The following is a 14,822-nucleotide window of genomic DNA, read 5'->3' on the forward strand; positions in this document are numbered from 1 at the left end:
GCTGCTAAATGCAATTTTTAACTTTTATTCTGTTCACCATTCTGGATTTATACATCGTTGTTTTATTACTTCGTGTATGGATGCAATGGGCCCGTTGTGATTTTTACAACCCATTTGCCCAGTTTGTCGTGAAAATTACTCAGCCGGTCGTTCGGCCACTGCGCCGTGTGCTCCCGGCTATTGGCCCGCTTGATACCGCTTCTGTTGTTGTGGCCTATGCTCTGGTGCTGCTTAAATTAACCATGCAACTCTGGTTCAGTACTGGTGCATTTGCTTTCCTCACGCTTTTCATCCCTATCGGATTAATTGAATTGCTGACAGCCGCAGGCAAGCTGATATTTTGGCTGGTGCTGGCGCGCGCGCTGTTAAGCTGGATAAGCCAAGGCCGCAATCCGATTGACTATGCTCTGATGCAACTGACAGAGCCATTGATGGCGCCTATCCGCCGTATTATCCCAGCAATGGGTGGCCTTGATTTCTCCGCAATGATCGTCATTTTGATCCTCTACGCGCTGAACTATCTCCGCGCTGATGTTCTCTCATGGCTGATACAGTAAATAAGAATTAAATTGGGTTCAAAATAATGCAAAAAGTTGTTCTGGCAACCGGCAACCCCGGAAAAGTTCGTGAACTGGCGCAATTACTGGCTGATTTTGGTCTGGATATCGTTGCTCAAACTGAATTAGGCGTAGATTCTGCCGAAGAAACTGGGCTGACATTTATTGAAAATGCCATTCTTAAAGCCCGTCACGCGGCACAAATCACCGGCCTGCCAGCGATTGCTGATGATTCTGGTTTATCCGTAGATATCCTTGGCGGCGCTCCAGGCATCTATTCAGCCCGTTATGCGGGTGAAAGTGCCACCGATCAGCAAAATCTGGCAAAGCTGTTGGATACGATGAAAGATATTCCTGATGATCAACGCCAGGCTCAGTTTAACTGTGTTCTGGTTTATATACGCCACGCAGAAGATCCCACACCTCTGGTATTTCATGGCCGCTGGCCGGGGATTATTGCCCATGAACCTGCCGGTAATGGCGGGTTTGGTTACGATCCCATCTTCTACGTACCGGAATTAGGCTGTACTGCGGCTGAGTTAAGTGGTGAGCAAAAAAATGCCGTGTCACACCGCGGTCAAGCACTGAAAATGATGTTGGATACATTACGTAATGCTTAAGCTTCCACCACTGAGTCTTTATATCCATATTCCGTGGTGTGTACAAAAGTGTCCTTACTGTGATTTCAACTCCCATGCATTAAAAGGTGATGTTCCACATCAGGAATATGTTGACCATTTATTAGCAGATCTGAAAGCGGATCTGCCAATGGTCAACGGCCGGGAAATCACCACTATCTTTATTGGTGGTGGAACTCCCAGTCTGCTCAGTTCACAAGGGATGCAACAATTACTGGACGGTGTTCGTACTCTCCTGCCGGTATCGCCGCAAGCTGAAATTACTATGGAAGCCAACCCGGGTACAGTGGAAGCCGACCGTTTCAGTGGTTATCAGCAAGCCGGCATTAACCGAATATCCATTGGCGTCCAGAGCTTCAGCCCGGATAAACTGGTACGTCTTGGCCGTATTCACGGGCCGGATGAAGCCAAACGGGCAGCACATTTAGCCGCCAGCCTGAGGCTACGTAGTTTTAATCTGGATTTGATGCACGGTTTGCCAAACCAAAGCCTTGATGAAGCACTGGATGACTTACGTCAGGCAATTGCGTTATCACCACCGCACCTTTCGTGGTATCAACTGACTATTGAGCCGAATACCAGCTTTGGTTCCCGCCCTCCGGTTCTGCCTGACGATGATGCTTTGTGGGATATTTTTTCACAAGGGCATCAATTGCTGACAGCAGCAGGTTATCAGCAATACGAAACTTCTGCTTATGCCAAACCAGGCTATCAATGCCAGCATAATCTCAATTACTGGCGTTTTGGCGATTATCTTGGTATTGGTTGTGGCGCTCATGGAAAAATCACATTTGAAGATGGTCGTATTCTGCGTACAGTAAAAACCAAACATCCTCGCGGATATATGCAGGGGCGCTATCTGGATAAACAGCATCAGGTAGAAAATGAAGATCGGCCATTTGAATTTTTTATGAACCGCTTCCGTTTACTGGAAGCTATGCCAAAACAAGATTTCAGTGATTTCACCGGATTATCGGAAAGTTCAATCCGCAATCAAATTGATCAAGCCTTAGCAGCAGGTTATCTTTCTGAAACAACGACACATTGGCAAATTACGCAGAAAGGGAAACTGTTCTTGAATTCATTATTGGAACTGTTTATTTAATGCAAAAACTGCCTTCGAAAAATTCAGCTCCATAAAGATCATCTTGTGCATAAACTTGATACCACCATTGGTTTCGAGTTTATGCATAGCTGTGCTTAAATAAGCATAATTTTTGGATCAAGAAAGCTAATAATCGGCAGAAAACTATTATATTGTTATAGTATCTCTGCAATCATAAATTAAATAATATATACCCGTTATCTTTCAAGTTGCCTCTTTGTTGGCTGCACTCGCTCACCCCGGTCACATAGTTCGCTATGCTCCCGGGGATTCGCTCCCTTGCCGTCTCGATGCATCTTGAAATCTATAGGGTATATAAGTCACAACTCAATGAAATTATAAATATTTAAATAAAAACTTATCATTTAATTCAACAATAAAAAGCCAACATATAGAAAAAGTTAACGAATAATCACGGGCCTGTAATTTAAATTGTGTAATTGCCTGTTTTTGATATATTCCTTCCAATATAAACATCTGGAATTAAATCTGACAGTCACCGGTAATATTAACTGTCAAACTAACAGCCTATCCCATTAAGGCTACTGGGATAGGCTCTAAGACAACACATTATCGAACTTCAATCACAGCCCAAATTCAACATGACAAAAGCGGCTGATTAAAGGGCATCCTCAACAGCTTTAATTTGTGCTGCCAGACTTTCCAAACCACCACCAGATAAATACCACAGATCAGATTTAAGATAAGTAATTTTGCTATTCTTATATGCAGAAGTAGATTTTACTTTATCATCTTCAAACTGTACTTTATCAAGTTTACCGGCACCAATTGCTTCGCTGCGATCAATAATGAGAATCACATCTGGATTGGCCTGAGCAATCATGTCGGAAGTCACCACAATGCGTTTGGTTTTATCCTCACCAGCCGGAATAGGCACTTCCGCTTTCTGTGCCTTAACCACATCAAACACGACGCTCTGGTTATTCAGCATTAATTTATCTGCGTTATGCAATAATACTAAAACCTGAGCACCAGAAGCTTTAGCTTTATCCTGAACTTTAGCAATTGTTTTTTCCAATTCAACAATCTGCTCTTTCACTTCATTTTGCTTACTAAACAACTCACCTAATAATTTCAGGTTACTTTCAACTGAAACCAGATAATTTTTACTATCAGTTCCCAGATTAACGGTTGGCGCTATTTTTGACAAACGTTCATAGAAAGGCCCTTGGCGGGCGGTGATAACGATCAGATCGGGTTTAATTTGCGCCAACTTTTCCAAATTCGGCTCTTTTATACCCCCGGCACTTTCTACCCCTTTAGGCAAATTATTGCGGAGATATTCAGGCGTATGACCAGTAGGTAGTGCAATAACCCGATCTGACAAGCCTAATTTAGCCAATGAATCATAAGTACCGAAATCAAATAAAACGACCTTCTGAGGATCCCTTTTGACATCCGTTTCACCAGAAAGATGTTTCACTGTGATTCTATCGCCAACCTGGGAAGCAACAGCATTTGGAGTGAATACAGCAGATGTCTGACTAAATACGGAATGGCTTGCAACAACAAATAATGAAGCCAGAACGACAGGGATTATCTTTTTCATATATCGCGCTCCAAGAAAGGATATTAGTAACAATCTGCATTCTAGGTGGCGGGAAAAATATGTCAATCTAAATAAGAATCAATTTCAAATTGATTCTTATTTGTAATTATTGGGGATTACTTAATAGAATTCAGTAATTCAATTCTTTGTTGTTCAAGGCCGCTGACTTTACCACAAACCTCTTTACCAAAACGCTGGAAATCTTCTTCCTGAGTTTTCCATTCAGCTTTCAAATTATTCTGCAACCCACCTAAGCTACCAAGCAAAGATTGCAATGCCTGATTATTATCACCATTCAAACTGAATTGTTTATTACCAATCTCATTAATGCTGTCTTGTAACACGCCACCAAGGCTCTGTTCAATTAAGCTACGGCTCTCTTTTTCAACCTGTTTAATCGCCTGATGATGAAATGCTATACCCTCTGAGCGGGTTTCAATAATTCGGCTTATCTGTTTATTAAGCCCTGATTCAAGATCAGACAACCGGCTACGCACATTACTGTCCTTCCCCATAGTCTCCACCACCACTTTATCCAAAGATTTACGGGCAGTTATTAGATGGTTACTGGTTTCTTGCTTAATCCAGGGCAAATCTTGCCGCAAAGCTCGCTGATAATGTTGTGCTTTCCGACGCTGTTCCGTATTTAAGTTCAGATTCTTACCATCACGGATAACCGAACCATCAGGTGAAATCTGGAGATTACCGCTTGCTCCCACAACCTGAACAGATTGAGAAGTAATAATAATGTCATTCTGCGGATTTACCTGGCATTCATAACCAGCCTGAGCCTGAGCAACAAATAGCAAAGATACAGCAATGATAGTTTTGCGTAACATATTTTCTCCTAAGAAAACCACCTGAAAGTTAAAAAACGGATCGCCCGACACGATCGGCTAACAGTTCTAAGGCAGCACAACCCGCTAAAGAGTTCCCCGATCGATCCAATTCCGGTGACCAGACAGCAACCGTCAACTCTCCCGGCACAACACATACGATCCCACCACCAACGCCAGATTTTCCCGGCATACCAATCCTGAATGCAAATTCACCGGAACCATCATACATACCACAGGTCATCATCAACGCATTAATCTGTCGTGCCTGACGCGGGCTTAAGATCTGCTGTTCAGAACCTATCGTGCTTCCCTGATTAGCCAAATAAACGAAACACTTGGCAAGTTCAATACAGTTCATTTTCAAAGCACAATAATGGAAATAAGTTTGCAGTACAGCAAGCACATCGTTATCGAAATTACCGAAGGATTTCATCAGATAGGCAATTGCCGCATTTCGATGAGAATGTTCCATTTCAGAACGGGCAACTTTGTTGTCGTAACAGATATCAGGGCAACCAGCAAGTTTACGTACAACCTCCAACATGCGTTGCTTAGGTGCGCTCAATCGCGACTGCAACATGTCACACACAATTAACGCACCCGCGTTAATAAAAGGGTTACGGGGTTTGCCTTTTTCCAGTTCTAACTGAACTAATGAATTAAATGGCTGACCGGAAGGCTCCTGTCCGACCCGCTGCCAGATTTCCTGTTCCTGATAACGTGTCATCGCTAAGGTCAGGCTCAATATCTTAGAAATAGATTGAATCGAAAAACGCTTCTCAGCATCTCCGGCATGAAATATCTGCCCATCAATGGTGCAAATAGCTATTGCCAGATTATCAGCAGGAACTTCTGCCAATACAGGAATATAACTTGCCACTTTCCCTTGGCCAATCAGGGGGCGAACTTGTCGCAAAATATCCGACAATAACGTGTTAGAAAACGTTGTACTCACTGATTTTACTCCTGACAGGGACACCTATTAAAGGTGCCCCTGTTGTTATTCACTCAGGCTATTTTACAGCGATATGTTATTCAATCCCACCAAACATCAAACAGTTCAGAGGTCATGACATCTTCCATACCACGATCCGTCAGCCATTTCTCAACCAATTGGCGGTGTTCTTCTGTACACATACCAACTTTTTGCAGGCAGATTAAACCTTCCCAATGCAGGTAACCACTGGCATCCAGCGCTAAACCATTAGATTCAATCAGCTCATCAATAAATGCATCAACAGTGCTGTCAATAACATCTATAGGTGTATTCGACGGGAAGCTCCACTTAACAGAAAAGCCCATTTCTTTGAATTCATCAATATGCATCTTTTTACGCAAACGACGACTGCGGTTTTTAGCCATTACTTAACCCTCTTAAACATGATATCCCACACGCCATGCCCCAACCGCTGACCGCGCAATTCAAATTTCGTTACCGGGCGTGAAGATGGACGCGAAACATAATCACCATTCTCAGACAAATTAAGGTAATTATCTACACCATTCATCACTTCCAACATATGTTCAGCATATGGCTGCCAATCAGTCGCCATATGGAATACACCACTCACGTTCAACTTACTTTTTATCAGTTCAGCAAATGGCGGCTGGACAATCCTGCGTTTATTATGACGCGCTTTATGCCACGGATCCGGAAAGAAAAGCTGTACCATTTCCAGACTGTTTTCCGGGATCATTTTTTCCAACACTTCAATAGCGTCATGACACATCACCCGCAAGTTACTGATATTTTCACCTTCAGCAGAAGCCAGGCAAGCACCAACACCAGGTACATGAACTTCAATCCCAAGAAAGTTTTTTTCGGGATTCTGGCTTGCCATAGTGACAAGTGATGCTCCCATGCCAAAACCAATTTCCAGTACAATGGGGGCTTCACGCCCAAAAAGTGCCGCCATATCCAGCTTTTCCGCCTGATATTCAACACCCACTTTTGGCCAGAGATCATCAAGTGCTTGTTGCTGACGATTAGTTAACCTGCCTTGACGACGAACAAAACTCCTAACACGGCGCAATGGCCTGCCATTTTCATCAAATTCCGGCGAAATTACGTTATTTATCATGATATTTCTGTCAGTTTTAAAGGCGTTTATTCAGGCGCTTATGGCTGCTTTACCGGCAAACCACCTAAAGAGAGCGCATTATCCAAAGATGGGCGATTTTAGCAAGTCCAATAGTGACAAGTACAATTTTAATCCCAGATTGCGCAGTGCCGCGAAAACAAAGTTCCGGTTTACAGCGAGGTAACACTATGTTGCAATCCTGTTCACGAAACACTGATTTTCCCTAAAGATAATTATCCCAATGATGGAAGCAAAGCAATTCTCTAAAGTGGTACTGGATTGGTACCATCGTTACGGTCGTAAAACCCTGCCCTGGCAACTGGAAAAGACGTCTTATCACGTCTGGCTTTCAGAAGTGATGTTGCAACAAACCCAGGTTGTGACAGTCATTCCCTATTTTCAGCGCTTTATTTCACGTTTTCCTGATGTAGCTTCACTTGCCGCCGCACCGCTTGATGAAGTTCTTCATTTATGGACTGGTCTTGGTTACTACGCCCGCGCCCGTAATTTGCATAAAGCAGCGCAACAGATTGTGGAACGGCATAATGACGAATTCCCAACAACATTTGATGATGTTGTTGCCCTGCCTGGCGTCGGCCGTTCAACCGCCGGTGCAATCCTTTCGCTTTCTCAGGGTAAACATTTCCCGATTCTTGATGGCAATGTTAAGCGAGTATTGGCCCGCTGTTACACAGTAGAAGGTTGGCCGGGTAAAAAAGAGGTTGAAAGTCACCTCTGGCAAATTAGCACCAATGTAACGCCAGCAAAAGAAGTCGAATATTTTAATCAGGCGATGATGGATTTAGGGGCAATGGTTTGCACCCGTAGCAAGCCAAAATGTGAAATCTGCCCATTAAAGCAGGGATGTATCGCCTATGCTAACCATAGCTGGACAAAATACCCGGGTAAAAAACCTAAGCAGAGCATTCCTGAAAAAACAGCTTATTTCCTGCTGATGCAGAATGACAACACGGTCTGGCTGGAACAGCGCCCACCAACGGGGATCTGGGGGGGATTATTCGCATTTCCTCAGTTTGAAAGCCTGGATTTGTTGAATAGCTGGCTGGAACAATCCGGTATTTCTCACAGTAAACATGAGCAACTAACCGCATTCCGCCACACATTTAGCCATTTTCATCTGGATATTGTGCCGATAAAAATAAATATTTTATCTTTTGCCGCTTGCATGGATGAAAATAGAGGACTTTGGTATAACTTACAGCAACCCGCGACTGTTGGGCTGGCAGCACCAGTTGAATATCTGTTGCAACAACTGAGCTGAATCCCATACCCGCTATTTTGAGGATTTATTATGAGCAGAACTGTTTTTTGTACTTTCTTACAACGTGAAGCCAAGGGGCTGGATTTTCAGCTTTATCCGGGAGAGTTGGGCAAACGCATTTTCAATGAAATTTCCAAAGAAGCATGGGGACAGTGGATGAGTAAACAAACCATGCTGATCAATGAGAAAAAACTTAGCACCATGAATCCGGAAGATCGTAAATTGCTTGAACAGGAAATGGTTAAATTTCTGTTCGAAGGCCATGATATTCAAATTGACGGATATACCCCACCAGAAAAATAATATTCAGCTTTCATCAGAGCCGCTGGCTCTGATGTTGTATTCAACACCAGATGGCAATGTAAGATGAAAAAACTGTTAGCGCTGTTTGTTATTGCCCCACTGCTCGTTTCCTGTACCAGTACTAAAGATACCAAATACAACGAAAAATATATAAAAGACACTAATGGCTTTGATATTTTGATGGGCCAATTTGCCCACAACATTGAAAACATTTGGGGGTTGCACGAAGTATTAATTGCAGGCCCAAAAGATTACGTCAAATATACCGATCAATACCAGACCCGCAGCCATATCAACTTTGAGGCCGGAACGATCACTATTGAGACAATTTCTCCGACAGACCCCACAACATATTTGCGCAAGGCCATTATCACCACCTTATTAATGGGTGATGATCCAGGTTCTATCGATCTCTATTCTGATATTAACGACATTCAGATCAGTAAAGAACCCTTCCTTTACGGACAGGTTATGGACAATAACGGTCAGCCGATCCGTTGGGAATGGCGGGCAGCACATTTTGCAGATTATCTGCTGGCGAATAAATTACAGAAACGCCAAGCGGGTTTACATGTCATCTGGTCTGTCACCATGCAACTGGTACCAAACCATTTGGATAAACGCGCTCATAAATATCTACCACTGATCCGTCAGGCTTCCATTAAATACGGGGTAGACGAATCCCTGATCCTGGCAATTATGCAAATAGAATCCAGTTTTAACCCATATGCCGTCAGCCGCTCTGATGCACTTGGATTGATGCAGGTTGTACAACATACCGCTGGCCGTGATGTCTTTAAGATGAAAGGCAAAGCAGGCCAACCAAGCCGTAGTTATCTATTTGATCCAGAAAATAATATTGATGCCGGCACGGCATACTTATCGATATTACAAAACAGTTACCTAGGTGGCATTACTAACGCAACTTCCCGCCGTTATGCGGTGATAACCGCTTACAATGGCGGTGCAGGCAGTGTATTACGGGTATTCTCCAGCGATAAGAAAAAAGCGGCTCAAATCATCAACAGCATGGCACCGGGTGATATTTATGAAACCCTGACAACTAAACACCCATCGGCAGAATCACGCCGCTACTTGATGAAAGTCAATACTGCCCAGAAAGGCTATCATCATTGAAACATTAAAATATTAAGAAAATAACGGAGAGCAATTTTTCTACTCTCTGTTATTTTTTTGCCTATATTTTTAACTAATCGAGTAATTTCAGAGCACGAATCACTATTTCAAAAGAAATATATTGACGGGTTCTACCGAATACGGTTTAATGCGCCCCGTTGCCCGGATAGCTCAGTCGGTAGAGCAGAGGATTGAAAATCCTCGTGTCGGTGGTTCGATTCCGCCTCCGGGCACCAATTTAAAGTGCGCTTGTTAGGAGATGAAAACTTAATGGGCGACCAATGCAAGAACCCGAATGTATAACTGTAGTCAGTTTAGCTTTTCAGTACTTTGATATTGAATTGAACATAAGGGTTACCAAGCCAGGATGCCTGAAAGTTTAGGCATCCCTTTCGCGCTGGAACGCAATACTTACAAGTTCTATTGCAACTGTCAAGCCATCCAAACCAAAATCAACGAATTAATTAACACGATGTTGTATGTCGGTTACTCAATTTTCCTAATTGTTCAGAAGAAGGTCAATTATGGGAGATTGCATCAGTTCAAAAAAATTCCCCATCTTGCGACAGGGAATTTGTATAGAAAAAACAAGTCTAGGCAACCGCGAAAATATTTCGGTTTATCTGATTAACATTTCTCCTCTCTCTGGCTCAACATCAATATACAGCATCAATTCGCGCTCCAGCGCACGCCCGGCAATATCCAGATTGATATCAATATATTCCATCGTTGTGGCAATACTGCGGTGTCCCAATAATCCGCGTACCATTTGCAAATTACGATCAGGCGCTTTCATCAGTTCAGTTGCCAATGTATGCCGAAAATCCCATGATAAGTGGATGGTTGAGCTATTATAGTCAATTTTTGTCGTTCGGAACTGTATAAGGTATTCAGGCAACTCAACAAAGCATGAGTGCGCTGGGCCAGACGAAAGTTCAAGGCACTGAGCAGGCATAAAACCCAAGCCTCAAAACTGCTTCAAAGGATTGCAGAAGCATCAGGGGTTGCTTGCCCATTGGCGGGCAGGAATGACAGGCACGTTTGCTTGATGAGAGCGGTATGAGTCAAGAGGCTCGCGTACCGTTCTGCGAGAGACTGTGGGGGAAGTTCCTGCGGTCTACTCACCCCATCAATGATCAATCAAAGAATATTTCTCAGATAGAACATTCACGACACCGTAGTGTTCAGGGATTAATGTTGAATGTGCTGGGGGGACTCATCGCTTATTGTCTCAAAGAGAACAAACCGTCACTGAATATTTCCTGCTCAGAAATGGATAGGTTAGTGACGGCTTAACCAGAACTCAGGTTAATGTAAGCATGATTCCCTTTTCATTGGCACTTAATGCGAGCAAAAAAGGGCAATGATTGCAAGCATGACGGTTTTCAAATTCAAGCGGCTACAGGTAAGGTTTATTTTTTCCAACTAAATCTAGCCATACCCGGTTTTTCAGGATTAGGAACAAAACCCGGATTTCCAGTGCCTGGCCTCCAACTCACTTTCATTTTTGCACCAACCTTGTTGTAAAACTTTTCTAATTCATAAATATCATTTGCTATTATCCATTTTCCTTTACAGATAATAGCAACTGGAAACTCTCCAGGTTCGGCAACAACTTTGACAATCCCACCTCGTTTCTTTACTTTTTCTCTCTCTTTGTCCATAGCAAAAGCAGGATAACTTACCTGAGGACCATGCCTGATAACATTATATTCTATATCTTCAAATGGCCGGTTTAAATCAGATTGAGCAATAAATCGGTTAATGAGATCGATTATTTTCTTTTCTTCTAATGAAGCAGATGGAACTGAATGTGGTTGAGTCGTGAAACTAATCATGTCATGCATATCATAGTCACCAGTGAAAGGCAGCGCGGCCCAGTTCTCTTTTCCTTTTAAGGAAGAGAGACTTGCCTCCAAATTGTTTAAATCTATTGGGTAAATTCTTCTGTCACCACTGCTCATATATATACCTTTAAGATGACCACTTTTTTTATCCCAGTGACCGACATAACCCTCAATAGATGCCTTCCGCACCTTATTTATGACATCTGAAGCTTCATCTCCAGAATACGCTTTTCTAATTGAACCAGGTTTAATTGTTTTTTCAAGAATATCGTGTCCTTTCGCGGCGGCGCCTTTACTAAGCGCTTTCAGAGTTGGTTCACCTGCCGCCCGAAAACTGACAGCAAAATTACCCATTTTAGACGCTTTTTCAATCGCCTTCATGTGCCCTTCCCAAATAAATTCTCTCTTAACTTGCTGGCGAACACCAAAGTCATTCTCGAACATATTTATAAATCCTTTGAATAATCGAAGAACGGAATAATCAAAATAAGATGAATATTAACTTATTTAAATATCCTCCACTCTATATATTGTATTTTTATAAAAAATAACTCTAAACCAAATTAACGCCTACATCACGATTAAATATTAATTTTATGACAAATCAGAAACTGTAAACACAAAGCTAAAAGTCCACTTCGGTAATGAAATTGTTGGAATTTCATTGAGTAGTGCCCAAAATGCTATATGCAGAATAAAGGAAGAAATAACACCGCCAGTACATATATTGTACTGGCGGCTTGGGTTTAATTAATTAACCTGAACTCTGGATAAAAGATGGAACTAAATGCCTGTTCCAAGATCAGAATTTTCGACCAAGAAAAAAGAGATCTTATAAGGACCAGAGCCCGTGCGTGAATAGCAACGGGATTAACAGGAACACTTTACGGCGACAAGGGATATATCAGTCAGGCTCTGTTTGATGATTTAAACGCAACAGACGTGACATTCATCACCAATACGCGCAGTAACATGAAGGCAAAAGCGCTCTCGGTGTGAGATAAGATGATGTTATCAAAACGTTTCATTATAGAAACCATCAATGATCAATTAAAGAATATTTCTCAGATAGAACATTCACGACACCGTAGTGTGCAGGGATTAATGTTGAATGTATTGGGGGGACTCATCGCTTATTGTCTCAAAGAGAACAAACCGTCACTGAATATTTCCTGCTCAGAAATGAAAAGCTGAGAAAAACCCGCTTCTCTTAAACTGGAAATCGGGTATCTTTCTGTTTCGGTCAGTTGTGTATAGGCCATAGCGCATTTTCCTTTGGCGAGAAAAATGCCTACTATAGCAACTGACCGCCCTTCTGAAAAATTGCACTTATTAGTCGAATCTGCCATCCACTTTTCGACTTGCCATAGCAAATTGCGGCTAAATATGGCGTTCTGCTAAGAGCGAGAAGCGGACGTTAACGTTATAATTAATCGACTCTTTAGCCAGCCCGCTGAAACTATGCCTATGAATAATACAATTAAGGCCAATTAAAATAAAATTGATGTCTTATCATGCCAAAAAGAGCAATTTATTGTGATTTTTCATAGTTGCATCCTTTCGCATGAAACATGCTCCCCTTTAATAGTTTGATAAACGTTCTATACCGCATAGATTACATATTTCATCTATGCAGCCATCTAGGTTTTTATAAATTTCAGTCCCTGTAAACCTTAACACTTGCCATCCCTCGCCAAACAACCATCTATCACGTTGAGCATCATAAGTTCTTTGGTACTTCGTTTTGTGATAGTCATGTCCATCAAGTTCAATCGCAATCTTCTTATCAGGGATCGCGAAATCTATTCGATATTTTCCAACATTATATTGCGGGTAAATATGTAAATCTAAAAAAGCAAGTTTATAAAACATTTTTTCAAGTGGTGAGTCAAATATATTTGGTGAAAACTCATGCCGAATACTCGGGTCTTTGCTTAATAGCTTTGATATGATTTCTTCATGATCACTAAAAACGGGCAAAACCAGCTCATCGTCTGGTGTAGAACGTGATGCTTTTATATCTACAACATGAAAAGAAATTCCTTTATCATCAATAGATATCATATCTACGATGCGGCATCCTATACATGGGCAATTCCCTGATTTACATCCACGAGAAATAACCTTTTTATCAAATGTTGGTGATAAGTAAGAATATGTGAACGTTCCATCATCTTCTTGCTTGATGAATAATAAAGCATCAGGTGTGCGGAATATCTCGTCAAGCTGTGGCTTAGAAACTGAGCCTCTATATTTTTTGTATTTTTCGTGTTTAAGGCCATGTAACATAAGTCCACCTATCTCTGTAAATGGATACACAATCAGGTTTTCCTTTAAAACCTTTCTCTTGTCAGTATCCAGGATAGGGTGTTGGTTATTGATATCTCCACCCGTAACAGTGAAGAGCAAACAACCTAAACAGACACATCCATCTCCTTTGCAGTCCTTGGTAAGCACAAAATCGCCAAAATCAGTTGTAAACAGAACAAATATCCTGCTTCCATTTTTATTCCGATAGGTAACTAAATAGTTTTCAGGTGTCATTGCTTACCTTGGTAATATATTAGCACTGAATTAAGATAACGCTTTCAGACGCTGCTGCTGTTCTTTATTATCTAATTTGCCTTGATTATGAAGGGTAACATCATCTGAAACCGTTATGAGACCGCGATTGGTAAGCGAACCACTACTGCGGAGGCTGTGATAATACCGCTATTGGTAAGATGACCATTTGTGTTGAGCATCAAATTACCTGCCTGTGCGCCCAATGGCCCGGCATTGCGTACACCAACCCCCTGCTCGGTGCCGACCAGCTTAATTTTGTTGGCATACATCCCGCCAACCGCCGCCACATCGAGGCTGAATTCAGGATTCTTCTTACCATCACCAGAAACGGGTAGAATTTGTATCACATTCCCCCGCTCATCAACACGGTTTCGCCCTGTCGTTACCGTCAAATCTTTGGCGTGTAATTTGGCATTAATATTGACAGCGCGGGCAATCAGGCGGGTATAATCACTCTTGGCATCATTCAAGCCCTTGCCGTTAACGGTCAGGATACCATCACCCACTTCAAACCCTTTCAGACGGCCGTTTTCCAAAATTGTTTGACCTGTCGCTAACGTCGTCTGGCTGGAATTACGGCTATTGACTTCATTTAAAATAATTTTGGCTTCACCCTGAGCCAACCAAGGGTTAGCCGTAATCAAGCCCCCCAAATCAGTTTTGGTATTCACGCCACTGTTATTAAGAATAGCGCCCCGCTGATCTACATTAAACTGACTGTACTGGTTGCGGGAGACGCCATCACTGTTCGAGGTCTGAATATTGACTTGCGGTACGCCATTGGCCAGATCAGCCAGACGTTGCAAGAGCAACCAATGAGGCAACGCTTCCCGGCCAGACAAAGTGACATGATGGATAACAAAACAGGGCGATTCTTTAGGAAACACCCGCAGGGGAT

General features: G+C 42.3%; 14 protein-coding genes, 1 tRNA gene and 3 pseudogenes. 9 read left to right on the forward strand and 9 right to left on the reverse strand.

The annotated features are described in order from the left end of the window. Positions 1–8 precede the first annotated feature (8 nt). The 3 genes from ACGF63_RS08210 to hemW are packed head-to-tail and all read left to right on the forward strand — an operon-like array spanning position 9 to position 2,300. Positions 9–557: a YggT family protein gene (locus ACGF63_RS08210; RefSeq protein ID WP_152963902.1), complete on the forward strand. Its 549-nt coding sequence runs from the start codon at positions 9–11 to the stop codon at positions 555–557. Between the two features lie 26 nt (positions 558–583). Further along, positions 584–1,177, forward strand: a complete 594-nt coding sequence (locus ACGF63_RS08215) for an XTP/dITP diphosphatase (RefSeq protein WP_387630018.1) — start codon at positions 584–586, stop codon at positions 1,175–1,177. After that, a complete protein-coding gene (gene hemW, locus ACGF63_RS08220) occupies positions 1,170–2,300 on the forward strand; it encodes a radical SAM family heme chaperone HemW (RefSeq protein WP_036849982.1) in 1,131 nt (376 codons plus the stop codon). Before ACGF63_RS08215 ends, hemW begins: the two co-directional genes overlap by 8 nt. A 619-nt stretch (positions 2,301–2,919) precedes the next feature. On the opposite strand, the gene ACGF63_RS08225 is transcribed toward hemW, so the two are convergent. From ACGF63_RS08225 to trmB, 5 genes are all read right to left on the reverse strand, one after another. Beyond that, positions 2,920–3,870 (reverse strand): siderophore ABC transporter substrate-binding protein, encoded by a 951-nt coding sequence (locus tag ACGF63_RS08225; protein WP_152963900.1) that lies wholly within the window; start codon positions 3,868–3,870, stop codon positions 2,920–2,922. A gap of 116 nt (positions 3,871–3,986) precedes the next feature. Beyond that, positions 3,987–4,709, reverse strand: a complete 723-nt coding sequence (locus tag ACGF63_RS08230; RefSeq protein WP_036849986.1) for a DUF2884 domain-containing protein — start codon at positions 4,707–4,709, stop codon at positions 3,987–3,989. 28 nt (positions 4,710–4,737) lie between these two features. Continuing rightward, entirely contained in the window at positions 4,738–5,664 is a 927-nt protein-coding gene (gene glsB / locus ACGF63_RS08235) for a glutaminase B (RefSeq protein ID WP_162524247.1), read from the reverse strand. An 80-nt stretch (positions 5,665–5,744) separates the two neighbouring features. After that, positions 5,745–6,071: a YggL family protein gene (locus ACGF63_RS08240; protein ID WP_036849990.1), complete on the reverse strand. Its 327-nt coding sequence runs from the start codon at positions 6,069–6,071 to the stop codon at positions 5,745–5,747. Then, entirely contained in the window at positions 6,071–6,790 is a 720-nt protein-coding gene (trmB, locus tag ACGF63_RS08245) for a tRNA (guanosine(46)-N7)-methyltransferase TrmB (RefSeq protein ID WP_387630023.1), read from the reverse strand. The genes ACGF63_RS08240 and trmB overlap by 1 nt, the downstream gene beginning before the upstream one ends. Before the next feature lie 241 nt (positions 6,791–7,031). Here trmB and mutY point away from each other — a divergent pair, with 241 nt between their 5' ends. The 4 genes from mutY to ACGF63_RS08265 all read left to right on the forward strand — a co-directional run bounded on the left by mutY (position 7,032) and on the right by ACGF63_RS08265 (position 9,748). Then, positions 7,032–8,072, forward strand: coding sequence for an A/G-specific adenine glycosylase (gene mutY / locus ACGF63_RS08250; protein WP_152963898.1), 1,041 nt, complete (start codon positions 7,032–7,034; stop codon positions 8,070–8,072). A 30-nt stretch (positions 8,073–8,102) separates the two neighbouring features. Continuing rightward, the gene (locus tag ACGF63_RS08255) at positions 8,103–8,375 is read left to right on the forward strand and encodes an oxidative damage protection protein (protein ID WP_036849997.1); all 273 of its coding nucleotides are present in this window, start codon (positions 8,103–8,105) and stop codon (positions 8,373–8,375) included. Between the two features lie 63 nt (positions 8,376–8,438). Further along, complete coding sequence (gene mltC / locus ACGF63_RS08260; protein WP_152963897.1) at positions 8,439–9,512, forward strand: membrane-bound lytic murein transglycosylase MltC; 1,074 nt, start codon at positions 8,439–8,441, stop codon at positions 9,510–9,512. Between the two features lie 160 nt (positions 9,513–9,672). Further along, positions 9,673–9,748, forward strand: a tRNA-Phe gene (locus ACGF63_RS08265). A gap of 383 nt (positions 9,749–10,131) precedes the next feature. On the opposite strand, the pseudogene ACGF63_RS08270 reads toward ACGF63_RS08265, so the two are convergent. Further along, a pseudogene (locus tag ACGF63_RS08270) lies at positions 10,132–10,335 on the reverse strand (site-specific integrase); the annotation flags it as partial. A gap of 305 nt (positions 10,336–10,640) precedes the next feature. Between ACGF63_RS08270 and ACGF63_RS08275 the strand changes: the two are divergent. Further along, positions 10,641–10,808: pseudogene (locus ACGF63_RS08275) on the forward strand (IS982 family transposase); the annotation flags it as partial. Between the two features lie 116 nt (positions 10,809–10,924). On the opposite strand, the gene ACGF63_RS08280 reads toward ACGF63_RS08275, so the two are convergent. Continuing rightward, positions 10,925–11,803, reverse strand: coding sequence for an Insecticial toxin (locus ACGF63_RS08280; RefSeq protein ID WP_387630028.1), 879 nt, complete (start codon positions 11,801–11,803; stop codon positions 10,925–10,927). 426 nt (positions 11,804–12,229) lie between these two features. On the opposite strand from ACGF63_RS08280, the pseudogene ACGF63_RS08285 reads away from it, so the two are divergent. After that, positions 12,230–12,553, forward strand: a pseudogene (locus ACGF63_RS08285) (transposase); the annotation flags it as partial. 387 nt (positions 12,554–12,940) lie between these two features. Here the strand turns inward: ACGF63_RS08285 and ACGF63_RS08290 are convergent. Both ACGF63_RS08290 and ACGF63_RS08295 read right to left on the reverse strand, forming a co-directional pair. Next, positions 12,941–13,903: an endonuclease domain-containing protein gene (locus tag ACGF63_RS08290; protein ID WP_387630030.1), complete on the reverse strand. Its 963-nt coding sequence runs from the start codon at positions 13,901–13,903 to the stop codon at positions 12,941–12,943. A gap of 113 nt (positions 13,904–14,016) precedes the next feature. Continuing rightward, the gene (locus tag ACGF63_RS08295; RefSeq protein WP_331251359.1) at positions 14,017–14,811 is read right to left on the reverse strand and encodes a hypothetical protein; all 795 of its coding nucleotides are present in this window, start codon (positions 14,809–14,811) and stop codon (positions 14,017–14,019) included. Positions 14,812–14,822: the final 11 nt, after the last annotated feature.

This window comes from Photorhabdus sp. RM322S (assembly GCF_042879395.1).
Classification (GTDB): domain Bacteria; phylum Pseudomonadota; class Gammaproteobacteria; order Enterobacterales; family Enterobacteriaceae; genus Photorhabdus; species Photorhabdus khanii.

What these genes read in the sequence shown, in the direction of transcription:
- ACGF63_RS08225 (WP_152963900.1), bottom strand. Translation starts at nt 3,870, where the DNA reads ATGAAAAAGATAATCCCTGTCGTTCTGGCTTCATTATTTGTTGTTGCA.
- ACGF63_RS08240 (WP_036849990.1), bottom strand. Translation starts at nt 6,071, where the DNA reads ATGGCTAAAAACCGCAGTCGTCGTTTGCGTAAAAAGATGCATATTGAT.
- mltC (WP_152963897.1), top strand. Translation starts at nt 8,439, where the DNA reads ATGAAAAAACTGTTAGCGCTGTTTGTTATTGCCCCACTGCTCGTTTCC.
- ACGF63_RS08230 (WP_036849986.1), bottom strand. Translation starts at nt 4,709, where the DNA reads ATGTTACGCAAAACTATCATTGCTGTATCTTTGCTATTTGTTGCTCAG.
- ACGF63_RS08290 (WP_387630030.1), bottom strand. Translation starts at nt 13,903, where the DNA reads ATGACACCTGAAAACTATTTAGTTACCTATCGGAATAAAAATGGAAGC.
- ACGF63_RS08280 (WP_387630028.1), bottom strand. Translation starts at nt 11,803, where the DNA reads ATGTTCGAGAATGACTTTGGTGTTCGCCAGCAAGTTAAGAGAGAATTT.
- ACGF63_RS08210 (WP_152963902.1), top strand. Translation starts at nt 9, where the DNA reads ATGCAATTTTTAACTTTTATTCTGTTCACCATTCTGGATTTATACATC.
- ACGF63_RS08215 (WP_387630018.1), top strand. Translation starts at nt 584, where the DNA reads ATGCAAAAAGTTGTTCTGGCAACCGGCAACCCCGGAAAAGTTCGTGAA.
- trmB (WP_387630023.1), bottom strand. Translation starts at nt 6,790, where the DNA reads ATGATAAATAACGTAATTTCGCCGGAATTTGATGAAAATGGCAGGCCA.
- hemW (WP_036849982.1), top strand. Translation starts at nt 1,170, where the DNA reads ATGCTTAAGCTTCCACCACTGAGTCTTTATATCCATATTCCGTGGTGT.
- ACGF63_RS08255 (WP_036849997.1), top strand. Translation starts at nt 8,103, where the DNA reads ATGAGCAGAACTGTTTTTTGTACTTTCTTACAACGTGAAGCCAAGGGG.
- mutY (WP_152963898.1), top strand. Translation starts at nt 7,032, where the DNA reads ATGATGGAAGCAAAGCAATTCTCTAAAGTGGTACTGGATTGGTACCAT.